Genomic DNA, 11,625 nt, shown 5'->3' with positions numbered 1-11,625 from the left:
ATTTGTTCGATAAATTAACATTTGAAAAGTAAGCAAAAGCCGAAAAATTAACATTAACACATGAGTAGATTTTTATTATTCATCTTTGTATTATGCTTCTCTCAAGGCGTTTTAGCACAAAGACATGAAATCGGAATTTTTGCTGGAGGGGCAAACGTAATCGGTGATGTAGGAAAAGGAAATTACATTAATCCATTCCCTACAAGAGTAACATCGGGTGGTGATATTGTATTACCAATTTCAATTGGAGGACTTTATCGTTTTAACATTAACCCACACATGGGATTTAGATTAAATCTAACATATTCACATGTTGGTGCTGGTGATTTTAAATCGGGAGAACAATTTAAAAGAGATCGTAATCAAAGTTTTGAAAATGATATCTTAGAGGGTGCAGTATTATTCGAATACAACTTTAAAGATATAAACGAAGCACAAGAATTTGCACATTCACCTTACTTATTTTTTGGTGGTGGTGCATTCCAAGCAAAATATAGAATTTACGACTATGACGCTGATGAGGGTGAAATAGTGCATGATACTTACAACAAAAGAAAATTAGTTTTTCCTTTTGGTTTAGGTTACAAAGTAAGATTTAACTACAACTGGTTACTTTCATTAGAAACTGGTTTTAGATATACAAATCAGGATTTTTTAGACTATAATGTCGCTGATTTTACAAAGAATTTAATTAATGCAGGAAATTCTAATCCGGTTATTGCTGAAGAAATTCGCGATAAAACTTTTGGTAACATGAGTAATAAGGATTGGTACGTACAAACTGGTATCACATTAACTTACAGTTTCGGACGCCCTGCATGTTATTGCAACTAATAAAAAATGGAGATCAGTTTAATAGATCAGATAGATAAAAATAATTTGCCAGACCACGTTGCTATCATTATGGATGGTAACGGGCGTTGGGCAAAACAGAATGGAAAAGAAAGAACTTTTGGGCATAAAAATGCTTTAAAAGCCGTTAGAGCATCTATTGAAAGCTGTAGAGAATTAGGTATTAAGTATTTAACACTTTATGCATTTTCCACAGAAAATTGGAATCGTCCAAAATTAGAAGTTTCTTTTTTGATGACTTTACTAAGTAAAACAATCAAAGCTGAAATTAAAGAACTTCATCAAAATAATGTTCGTTTTAACATTATTGGTGACTTGTCGAAATTGCCGTTATCTGCGCGCAAAGATTTAGAAAAAGCAATTGAACTTACCAAAGATAATACAGGTTCTATTTTGACTTTAGCACTAAGCTACGGCTCAAAAGAGGAAATATTAGGTGCAATAAAAAATATTGCAAATCAGTACAAAGAAGGATCGATTAGTGAAGCCGATATTAACGAAGAACTTGTAAATCAAAATTTATATACTCACAATATGCCAATGGTGGATCTTATGATTCGCACAAGCGGTGAAACACGCATCAGCAACTTTTTACTTTGGCAAATAGCATACGCAGAATTGTATTTTACACCAGTTTTATGGCCAGATTTTAACCATGAAACTTTCTACGAAGCTATCTTAAGTTACCAAGGAAGAGAGCGCCGCTATGGTAAAATTAGTGAACAATTAACGAACTGACCGGAACTGGAAATAGAGGGATTATGAAGAAAATTATTTGGACAATGTGTATGTTAGGTACCTACATGGCTCATGCGCAGGTAGATTCTACACAAAACGTTGTTTCAACTCAGATAGAGAATTATGAGGTGGATTACATGAATCCAAGAGTTTTTACATTAGAAGATATTGATGTAAAAGGAGATACTAAATTCTCTAAAAATCAGATTATTCGTTATGCTGGTTTCTCTATTGGTGAAGAAATTGAATTACCTGGAAGTAAAGTGAACAATGCTGTAAAAAAATTATGGCGTTCAAAAATGTTCTCAGATATTGATATCTACATCAAAGAGATAAAAGGAAATAAAGTTATTTTAACATTAGAATTAGTTTCTGTACCAGAATTGGCAGATATTAAAATTAATGGAATCAAAAAATCTCAACGTGAGGATATTGTTAAAGAAAACAAATTAAATCCAGGTGTTAAGATTACAAATAACTTAATTAATTCAACAAACAATAAAATCAAAGAATATTATACTGGTAAAGGTTTCCCTAACTCGACTATTAAAGTTGAGCAAACATCAGTTGATGGTTCTAAAGATCAGCAAAATCTGATTTTAAATGTTGATAGAGGTGAACGTGTTAAGATTGATGATATTGTTTTCGAAGGGAATAATGAGTTATCAAGTAAGCGTTTACGTAAAGCAATGAAAGACACAAAACGCAAGTCGATTAATGTCTTCAAAGCTTCTAAAATGATTCCTGATAAATACCAGGCAGATTTAGAAAACGTTGTAAACGAATATAAATCAGTTGGTTTTCGTGATGCAAAGATTGTTTCTGATACAATCATGCAAGTAGATCCTAAAAATTTAGTTGTGAAAATTAAAGTTGACGAAGGTAAACCTTATTTCTTAGGAGATGTTACTTTTTCAGGAAACTCTATTTATACTTCTGAACAATTAAAGCGTGTTTTTTCTTATAAAACAGGTGATCGTTACGATGCAGTAGGAATCAATAAAAAAATATCTGGATCTGATAAAGATGATGATATCCAAACATTATACATGAATAATGGATATTTATTCGCTCGTGTTTTCCCAGTTGAAAAAAATGTGAAAAACGACACGATTGATCTTGAAATTAAAATTTACGAAGGAACTCAGGCAACTTTAAATAAAGTAACAATTTTAGGTAATACAGAGGCCCACGATCATATTTTATATCGTGAGTTAAGAACTAAACCTGGAGATTTATTTTCTAAAACTGAGATTCGTCGTACATTAATGGAGTTAGCTTCTTTAGGTTATTTAGAACCTACACAGATTTCTCCAGATATTAAGCCAAACCCAGAAAATAATACGGTAGATATTGATTGGAAAGTTGCTCCAAAATCATCTTCACAAATCGAATTACAAGGTGGTTATGGTGCAGGAACTTTCATCGGAACTTTAGGTTTAACATTTGGTAACTTCTCTATCGGAAACATGTTCCGTGGTGAAGCTTGGAAACCTGTGCCTATGGGAGATGGACAGTCATTATCTGTACGTGCACAAGCTGGTAACGGTTATAAAAACTATAGTTTATCGTTTACTGAGCCTTGGATTGGAGGAAAACGTCCAACAGCATTATCAACATCGTTCTACTTATCTCAATATGGATATACAGATCAATGGGGTGAAAAAGCAAATTTAGATATTTTAGGTGCAACTATTGGATTAAACAAGTTATTAACTTGGCCAGATGATTACTTCCGTTTATCAAACTCGTTATCTTTCCAACGTTATAATTTTGATAATTATAACTTAGCTGTAGGTAACTTAAATTACGAAAACGGTTCATCTAATAATATTAACTATACATTAGGTTTAACACGTAACTCTGCAGGACCAGATCCAATTTTCCCAGAAGATGGATCAGAAATGAGTGTTGCTGTAACAGCAACTTTACCTTACTCTTTAATGGGGAAAGAAAAAGACTATTCAACAATGTCTGACACAGAAAGATTTGAATGGTTAGAGTATTACAAGATTAAAGCTAGAGCATATTGGTACAAACAAATTGCAGGTAAATTAGTTGTTCGTGTAGGTGGTGAATTTGGTGCATTAGGTACTTATAACCGTAAAGTTGGAACTATTCCTTTCGAAAGATTTTACTTAGGAGGAACAGGATTATCACAATCTCGTTTTGATGGTCGTGAAATCGTTGCATTACGTGGTTATGAAGATTCATCTACAGGTGGTGGACAAATTGGTGATTTAACTCCAACAGGTGGAGGAACAATCTACAATAAGTTCTCATTAGAATTACGTTACCCAATTACAATGAGCCAACAAGCTAAAATCTATGGTTTAACTTTCGCAGAAGGAGGTAACGTTTGGGGATCTACAAGTGAATATAAACCATTCGAATTGAAACGATCTGTTGGTGCTGGTGTACGTATTTATATGGCAGCATTCGGATTATTAGGATTTGATTTTGGATATGGATTTGATAAAGGATTTGGACAAACAGAACGTTCTGGATGGCAAACTCACTTTATTATTGGACAACAATTCTAATTTTATTACATTAGCAATACCAAAATATTTGGCATAGTTTTAGAATTAACACGACTTAAATATGAAAAGATGGATTAGCTTTGTTGTTGTTTTCTTAGGGTTAGTAGGGTCGGTATCGGCACAAAAATTCTGTTATGTGGACACACAATATATCTTAGAGAATTTACCAGAATATACAAATTCTCAGAATAGACTGAAAACACAGACTGAAAACTGGCAAAAAGAAATCGAAGCAAAACAAGAGAATTTAACCAAAGTACAAGCTGCTTTTGAGGCGGAAAAAATTCTTTTAACTGCTGAACAAGTGAAAGAGCAAGAAAAGAAAATTGCTGATGAACTTAAAGCAATTAAAGATTTACAAGAAAAAAGATACGGACCTACGGGTGATTTAGTTTTTATGCGTAGAGCGCTTGTAAAGCCAATTCAAGATCAAATTTATAATGCAACAAAACAAGTTGCTGATAAAAGAGGTTATAGCTTTGTATTTGATAAAGGATCTGATTTGATTATGATTTACACTGATCCTAAATTTGATATTAGTCGTGAAGTTTTGAATATTTTAAAACCAGAAAATAATCCAAAACAAAATTCTAATAATAGAACATCGACAAATACAGGAAATAAAACGAATACAACAAATAAAGCAGCAACCTCACAAAATAGAGGTCAAATAAAAAAATAATAAGTAATAAATAAACTAAACATAATTTAAAATGAAACAATTAAAAGCAATAGCGTTTTTCGCAATGATGGTTTTCGGAAGTGTAATTTCTTTCGCTCAAGATATCGCTCACATTGATACTCAAGCTGTTTTAGAAGCTTTACCAGCTTACAAAAAAGCTGAGGCTGATTTAGAAGCTTTAGGTAAAAAACACCAAGATAAAATTGCTTCTTTAGAAGCGGAATACAAAACTTTCATGGAAGGTGCTCAAGCTCAATTAGCTGGAAAATCTCAAGAGGAAGCTCAAAAAATCATGGTAGCTAATAAATACCAAGAGAAAGATCAAGAGTTACAACAAAAATTCCAAGCGTACCGTCAAGCTGCTCAAGAAGAAATGGTAAATAAAGAAAAAGCATTATTTGATCCAATCGAGAAAAGAGTAAATGATGCAATTGCTGCAGCTGCTACTAAAAAAGGAATTAAATACGTATTACCAGCAGGTGTTACAATCTACAAAAACGGAGGATACGATTTATTCAACGATGTTAAAAAAGAATTAGGATTATAATCCATATTTTAAATATCTTTAAGCCACTATTATTAGTGGCTTTTTTTATTATATCACATGAACGCAATTGAAACTAAATTAAAAGGTTGTTTTATATTAGAACCATCTGTTTTTGAGGACGAAAGAGGATATTTTTTCGAATCTTATAATGAGAATAAAATGGAACAAATTCTAGGTTATAAACCAACTTTTGTACAAGATAATCAATCAAAATCTTCTTACGGTGTTATTAGAGGATTGCACATGCAAGCTGGCGAGCATTCACAAGCGAAATTAGTTCGTGTTGTTGAAGGTGCAGTAATTGATGTGGCAGTAGATGTACGTCCTGATTCGCCAACTTACGGAGAAGCTGTGGCGGTAGAATTATCTGCAGACAATAAAAGACAATTATTTATTCCGCGTGGATTTTTACATGGTTTTTCAGTAATTAGTGATACAGCTGTATTCTTTTATAAATGCGATAACGGTTATAATAAAGAATCTGAAGATGGAGTTAATCCTATCGATGCAGATTTAAATATCGATTGGCAAATTCCTGCTGAAAAAATGTTATTATCAGATAAGGATAAAGAAGCGCAGTCATTTGCGAATTTTAAAGCTAAAAATTTAAAGTAATCTGCATGAAAAGAATTTTAGTTACTGGAGCAAACGGTCAATTAGGTCAATCAATAAGAGAAATTTCAGAAAATTATAATCAATTAGCTTTTGAATTTGTTTCAAGAGCAGAATTAGATATTACTAACAATGAAATGGTAATTTCTTATTTTGACAACAATAAATTTGATGCTGTGGTTAATTGTGCAGCTTATACAGCGGTAGATTTGGCGGAATCAGATATTGAAAACGCACGATTAGTAAATGCAACAGCAACTAAAAATTTAGCAGAAGCTACAGCTAAAGCTGATATACCATTTATTCATATTTCTACAGATTATGTTTTTGATGGTACAATTTCAACGCCACGATTAGAGTCTGATCAAGTAAATCCTATTGGAGTGTATGGATTGACTAAGTTGGAAGGTGAAAATTTAGCCTTAGAAAACAATCCTAAGACAATAATTATTCGTACGGCTTGGGTTTATTCTAAATACGCAAAAAACTTTGTTAAAACGATGCTTTGGTTGTTTAATGAGAAGGAAGAAATCGGAGTAATTAATGATCAAATAGGTTCCCCAACCAATGCAGTAGATTTAGCAGATGCAATTGCTCAAATTTTATCAAAAGATGAATTAACATACGGCATCTATAATTACTCGAACGAAGGTGAATGTTCTTGGTTTGATTTTGCCACTAAGATTAAAGAATTAACTAATTCATCAATCAAGATTAATCCAATTCCGACGACTGATTATCCTACGCCAGCAAAGCGACCTGCATATAGTTTATTAGACAAAACTAAAATTAAGGAAACGTATAATATCGAAATTCCGAATTGGGAAGAAAGCTTAGCAAAAGAGTTAAAAGCAATGGTTTAAAATTATAGATAAATAAAAAAAATCCTCGCAGTTGCGAGGATTTTTTATTGTTATATGAATTGATAATTTTAGTTGATAACGTCAAAACGTGTGTAAGGACGTAATGCTTCAGGAATACGAATAGATCCGTCTGCTTGTTGGTGATTCTCTAAAATAGAAGCTAAAATACGAGGTAAAGCTAAAGCAGAACCATTTAATGTATGTGCTAATTGAGTTCCGTTTTCGTCTTTATAACGTAATTTTAAACGATTCGCTTGGAAAGTTTCAAAGTTAGAAACAGAAGAAACTTCTAACCATTTTTCTTGCGCTTCAGAGAAAACTTCGAAATCGTAAGTTAAGGCAGATGTAAATCCTGCGTCACCACCACATAATCTTAAAATACGGTATGGTAATTCTAATTTTTCTAAAATTGATTTTACGTGATCTACCATTCCTTCTAACGCTTCGTAAGAATTTTCAGGTTTTTCGATACGAACAATTTCAACTTTTTCAAATTGGTGTAAACGATTTAATCCACGAACATCTTTTCCATAAGATCCAGCTTCGCGGCGGAAACATGGAGAATATGCAGTATTACAAATTGGTAAATCTTCCGCTTTGATAATAACATCACGGTAAATATTTGTTACCGGAACTTCAGCAGTTGGAATTAAATATAAATCGTCTTCATTAACATAGTACATTTGACCTTCTTTATCAGGTAACTGTCCTGTACCATAACCAGAAGCCTCATTTACTACGAATGGAGGAACAATTTCGTCATATCCAGCGTCAGCATTACAATCTAAAAAGAATTGCGCTAAAGCACGTTGTAAACGAGCTCCTTTTCCTTTGTAAACAGGGAAACCAGCACCAGTAATTTTAACACCTAATTCAAAATCAATTAAATCGTATTTTTTAGCAACTTCCCAATGAGGTAAATTTTGTGGTTTAGGAGTTGGAACTCCATGTTCAAAAATTGTTTCATTATCATCCGCATCTTTTCCAGCTTTTACGCTTTCGTGTGGGATATTAGGAATTTGGTATAATAATTCTTTTAAAGACTCTTCGTATTTCGATAAAATATCCTGTAGTTCTTTGGAAGAAGATTTTAATTCAACCGATTTTTCTTTTAATACATTTGCTTCCTCCGCTTTACCTTGCTTAAACAAATTACCTACTTCTTTCGCTAATTTGTTGGATTCTGCTAATACATTATCTAATTCAAATTGTGTTTTACGACGAAGTTCGTCAACATTTAACACTTCGTCAACAATCTCTAAGTTCTTGAAGTTACGTTTTTTTAATCCTTCAATTACTTTTTCTTTGTTTTCTTGAATGTAAGAAACTACAAGCATATCTATAATTTATTTTATACCTCACAAATGTAATAAGAATTAATTGTTTCAATACAGACTTTCAAGACAAGTTTAAGTTTGAACGATTATAAATTTGATTGTTTTTGCCTAAAATTGAGTTTTATGATCAATATATTTTTTCAAAATTATTTCTTCTTTTGATAAATTAATCAACTATTTAGTTTTACAAAAAATTAGTAATCTATTTCAGCTTAATACATAAGTATTTAAATATCAGTATCTTATATTTTATAATTAACTGAAATATTGTTACAATTATATTTCATTGATTTTACATTTTAAATAATTGATTATCAGTTAATTTTGAAAAGTATTCAAATAGTAAAATATAAAACAAATCAATATGAAAAAATTAGTTTTCGCTTCATTCGCAGTAACAGGATTATTATTAACATCTTGTGGTAACGATAAAAAAACAGAAGTTGTTGTTGAAGATACTGTAGTTGTTGATACTGTAACAACAGTTGTAGATTCTACAGTAGTTGATGCACCAGTTGTAGATTCTGTAATTGCAGAAGATTCTGTTGCACCAGCAGCTCCAGTTGAAGCACAATAAAATATAAATAAAAAAGCCACTCCTTAAAGAGTGGCTTTTTTTATGCAGTCGCTTTGCGATGTAATAATCGTGTTAGTTTGATTGATAGATCAAGTAAAATAAATTTAGCGTTTCCATTTCGTTCAATATGGTAAGACGCTTCGTTGATTTCATCCAATATCTCTTCAATGTTTGCTCCGTGAATGAATTGTGCAAATCCTTCCCATTTAAAACCTTCAACTTGAATCTGAACATTGACTAAATCATTCACTTGGTAAGATTTTAATAATGCTTGACGAAAAATTTCGCTACAATAATTCAAGAAATTCTTTTGTTCGTCTCGTGACCATGTTGATATTTCGTTCGACCAATCAATTAAATCCTTTAAAACAACAGGTGTTTTAGCGGCCATAAATGCTTTTCTAACCCAAGTAACAAAATAACTATCAAAAATTTTGTTTGAGTTTTGCATCAATGTAAATGCTTCACGCAGATTACCGTTTGATAAAAAAGCTAAATGTTTTGCCTTTTCTTGACCAAAATTTTCTTTCTGAATTAAGAAATTTTCCACATCTTGATTTTCAATTTTCGGAATTTTAACCAATTGACATCGTGATGTTATTGTAGGTAAAACCAAATCTTCACGCTCACAAACTAATAAGAAAAGCGTATTTTGAGGTGGTTCTTCTATAATTTTTAATAATTTATTTGCCGCAGCTGTATTCATCAGTTCTGGCATCCAAATGATCATAATTTTATATCCACCTTCATACGAATTTAAAGCTAGCGTTTTTACAATTTCGTCAGCTTCATCTACATTAATTGCTCCTTGTTTTTTCTCTATTCCAAGGTGTTTCATCCAATCATTTACATTACCATAAATATTTTCCTGAATAAAACTTCTCCATTGATTAATCAAGAGTTTTGCATTTGGTTTTTTGACCGAATCAGTCGCTGAAAACGGATATGAAAAATGCAAATCAGGATGTTGTAGGTTATTCACTTTGATGTGACAATTATTTTCGGTATCACCACATAAAACTTCCTGTGCATAAGCCAAAGCTAAAGCTAAAGCTCCCGAACCTTCTGGTCCAGAAAATAGTTGCGCATGACTAATACGACCATCTTTGATCGATTGTTTTAGTTTAGTTTTAATTTCGGTTTGTCCTACAATATTTTCCCAAAGCATAAGCCAAAGATATTATTTTTATTCGACCTAATTGATGAGAGTTTTCAGTTGATTAATTTCTTCCAGATTTGAAATTCCACTATCATCTACCAAGGCAGAAGAATGGAAGTAATTCGCATTGGTAATCGAATGGATTTCTTTTAAATTTGAAGAACGCAATCCGCCTCCTGGCATAATTTCTATACGATTTCCTGCTAATTCTACTAATTTTTTCAAATTATGTTTGCCTTCATTTACATTAGAACTTAATCCAGAAGTTAAAATAGTTTTAAAGCCTAAGTTAATTACTTGTTCAAGAGAATTTTCTAAATCAGATGTGCGATCAAAGGCGCGATGAAATGCACATTTTAAGGGTTTTGCTAACTCAACTAAAATCTGATTACGCTCTAAATCAATCTCATTATTTTCTTTCAAAATTCCGAAAACGAATCCATCAATTTTTAAAGATTTTAATGTTAAAATATCATTTTTCATCAGTTCAAATTCATCATCAGTATAATTAAAATCTCCACCACGAGGGCGAATCATAATCATTAATTCTTTATCAGAATTTGAAATTAATGTTTTAATATCTTCTTTTTTGGGAGTAGTTCCACCTAAATGAGCATCTGCACAAAATTCTATGCGGTCAGCATTAGATATGGCTGCGACTAAGGCAGATTCTAAGTTGAAACAAGCTATTTCTATTTTTTTCATTTTATGATTGATTTACCATCAATTAAACGATTTCCTTTTTGATCGTGAACTGCAAAGTTAAACCCTGGATGAATACAATACGAACCATATTCACCTTGTTTATTAATAGCAATAAATCCTACTTGAATATTTTTTAAATCCTTCTTACGTAATTCTGTCAATTTTATAATTCTAAGAACAGCTTCTTTACAAGCATCTTCTGGGTGTTTCCCTTGTCGCATCAATTCCACAACCAAATGACTTCCTGCAATACGAATCACTTCCTCTCCATGACCTGTTGCAGTTGCAGCACCAATTTCGTTATCAACATATAAACCAGCACCAATAATAGGCGAATCACCAACGCGACCATGCATTTTATAAGCCATTCCACTTGTAGTACAAGCTCCAGAAAGATTTCCAAATTCGTCTAAAGCAATCATTCCGATTGTATCGTGGTTTTCGATATTAATAGGCATCTGATAATTAGTATCTTTTAACCATTCTTTCCATTCCTTTTCAGATTCTTCGGTTAATAAATTTTCTTTCTTAAACCCTTTTTCCAAAGCAAATTGCAACGCTCCATTACCAACTAACATAACATGTGGTGTATCTTCCATTACCTTACGAGCAACAGTTATAGGATGTTTAATTTGTTCTAATCCTGCAACAGAGCCAATATTAGCTTGATGATCCATAATACATGCGTCTAATGTTACTTTTCCGTCACGATCTGGTCTTCCTCCATAACCAACACTTCGTTCAGTAGGATCAGCTTCTACCAACCGAACACCTTTTTCAACAGCATCCAATGCATTTCCTTTACTGCCTAAAATTTTCCAAGCTTCGGCATTGGCTTGTATTCCGAAATTCCAAGTCGATAGAACAATAGGTTTATTTATTTTTGATGAAGTGGATAGATTAGAAAATTCAATTGCGTCTAATTTAGCCGTAATACCTAAAATCCCTAAGGCTGATATTTTTTTTAGAAAGCTTCTTCTGTTGTTCATGTGTAAATTATTGTTTATGTG

General features: G+C 32.2%; 12 protein-coding genes. 8 read left to right on the top strand and 4 right to left on the bottom strand.

What is annotated here, in order from left to right; translation table 11 throughout:
• Nucleotides 1-60 precede the first annotated feature (60 nt).
• From porG to rfbD, 7 genes are all read left to right on the top strand, one after another.
• The gene (gene porG, locus J9309_RS04480) at nt 61-834 is read left to right on the top strand and encodes a type IX secretion system protein PorG (RefSeq protein ID WP_230477346.1); all 774 of its coding nucleotides are present in this window, start codon (nt 61-63) and stop codon (nt 832-834) included.
• Between the two features lie 12 nt (nt 835-846).
• On the top strand, nt 847-1,590 hold the full coding sequence (locus tag J9309_RS04475) for an isoprenyl transferase (protein WP_230477844.1): 744 nt from the start codon (nt 847-849) through the stop codon (nt 1,588-1,590).
• 23 nt (nt 1,591-1,613) lie between these two features.
• On the top strand, nt 1,614-4,133 hold the full coding sequence (gene bamA, locus J9309_RS04470; RefSeq protein WP_230477345.1) for an outer membrane protein assembly factor BamA: 2,520 nt from the start codon (nt 1,614-1,616) through the stop codon (nt 4,131-4,133).
• A gap of 61 nt (nt 4,134-4,194) precedes the next feature.
• A complete protein-coding gene (locus J9309_RS04465) occupies nt 4,195-4,815 on the top strand; it encodes an OmpH family outer membrane protein (RefSeq protein WP_230477344.1) in 621 nt (206 codons plus the stop codon).
• 31 nt (nt 4,816-4,846) lie between these two features.
• Nucleotides 4,847-5,362, top strand: a complete 516-nt coding sequence (locus J9309_RS04460; protein WP_230477343.1) for an OmpH family outer membrane protein — start codon at nt 4,847-4,849, stop codon at nt 5,360-5,362.
• 57 nt (nt 5,363-5,419) lie between these two features.
• Entirely contained in the window at nt 5,420-5,977 is a 558-nt protein-coding gene (gene rfbC, locus J9309_RS04455) for a dTDP-4-dehydrorhamnose 3,5-epimerase (protein ID WP_230477342.1), read from the top strand.
• A 5-nt stretch (nt 5,978-5,982) separates the two neighbouring features.
• A complete protein-coding gene (gene rfbD, locus J9309_RS04450) occupies nt 5,983-6,837 on the top strand; it encodes a dTDP-4-dehydrorhamnose reductase (RefSeq protein WP_230477341.1) in 855 nt (284 codons plus the stop codon).
• 68 nt (nt 6,838-6,905) lie between these two features.
• On the opposite strand, the gene serS is transcribed toward rfbD, so the two are convergent.
• On the bottom strand, nt 6,906-8,174 hold the full coding sequence (gene serS, locus J9309_RS04445) for a serine--tRNA ligase (protein ID WP_230477340.1): 1,269 nt from the start codon (nt 8,172-8,174) through the stop codon (nt 6,906-6,908).
• Nucleotides 8,175-8,538: 364 nt separating this feature from the next.
• Here serS and J9309_RS04440 point away from each other — a divergent pair, with 364 nt between their 5' ends.
• Nucleotides 8,539-8,751, top strand: coding sequence for a hypothetical protein (locus J9309_RS04440; protein WP_230477339.1), 213 nt, complete (start codon nt 8,539-8,541; stop codon nt 8,749-8,751).
• A 40-nt stretch (nt 8,752-8,791) separates the two neighbouring features.
• Here the strand turns inward: J9309_RS04440 and J9309_RS04435 are convergent, their stop codons facing one another.
• Genes J9309_RS04435 through J9309_RS04425 form a run of 3 tightly spaced genes read right to left on the bottom strand, consistent with a single transcriptional unit; the run spans nt 8,792 to nt 11,604 of the window.
• Complete coding sequence (locus J9309_RS04435; RefSeq protein WP_230477338.1) at nt 8,792-9,919, bottom strand: DNA polymerase III subunit; 1,128 nt, start codon at nt 9,917-9,919, stop codon at nt 8,792-8,794.
• A gap of 27 nt (nt 9,920-9,946) precedes the next feature.
• On the bottom strand, nt 9,947-10,615 hold the full coding sequence (locus tag J9309_RS04430) for a copper homeostasis protein CutC (RefSeq protein WP_230477337.1): 669 nt from the start codon (nt 10,613-10,615) through the stop codon (nt 9,947-9,949).
• Complete coding sequence (locus J9309_RS04425; protein WP_230477336.1) at nt 10,612-11,604, bottom strand: isoaspartyl peptidase/L-asparaginase family protein; 993 nt, start codon at nt 11,602-11,604, stop codon at nt 10,612-10,614. Before J9309_RS04425 ends, J9309_RS04430 begins: the two co-directional genes overlap by 4 nt.
• Nucleotides 11,605-11,625 lie beyond the last annotated feature (21 nt).

Origin of the sequence: Faecalibacter bovis, assembly GCF_017948305.1 — a bacterium.
Classification (GTDB): Bacteria; Bacteroidota; Bacteroidia; order Flavobacteriales; family Weeksellaceae; genus Empedobacter; species Empedobacter bovis.
This window is presented reverse-complemented; position numbering and strand designations above follow the sequence as displayed.

Coding starts and splice junctions, on each gene's coding strand:
- J9309_RS04440 (WP_230477339.1), top strand. CDS start 8,539: ATGAAAAAATTAGTTTTCGCTTCATTCGCAGTAACAGGATTATTATTA.
- J9309_RS04460 (WP_230477343.1), top strand. CDS start 4,847: ATGAAACAATTAAAAGCAATAGCGTTTTTCGCAATGATGGTTTTCGGA.
- rfbD (WP_230477341.1), top strand. CDS start 5,983: ATGAAAAGAATTTTAGTTACTGGAGCAAACGGTCAATTAGGTCAATCA.
- rfbC (WP_230477342.1), top strand. CDS start 5,420: ATGAACGCAATTGAAACTAAATTAAAAGGTTGTTTTATATTAGAACCA.
- J9309_RS04435 (WP_230477338.1), bottom strand. CDS start 9,919: ATGCTTTGGGAAAATATTGTAGGACAAACCGAAATTAAAACTAAACTA.
- porG (WP_230477346.1), top strand. CDS start 61: ATGAGTAGATTTTTATTATTCATCTTTGTATTATGCTTCTCTCAAGGC.
- serS (WP_230477340.1), bottom strand. CDS start 8,174: ATGCTTGTAGTTTCTTACATTCAAGAAAACAAAGAAAAAGTAATTGAA.
- J9309_RS04430 (WP_230477337.1), bottom strand. CDS start 10,615: ATGAAAAAAATAGAAATAGCTTGTTTCAACTTAGAATCTGCCTTAGTC.
- J9309_RS04465 (WP_230477344.1), top strand. CDS start 4,195: ATGAAAAGATGGATTAGCTTTGTTGTTGTTTTCTTAGGGTTAGTAGGG.
- bamA (WP_230477345.1), top strand. CDS start 1,614: ATGAAGAAAATTATTTGGACAATGTGTATGTTAGGTACCTACATGGCT.
- J9309_RS04425 (WP_230477336.1), bottom strand. CDS start 11,604: ATGAACAACAGAAGAAGCTTTCTAAAAAAAATATCAGCCTTAGGGATT.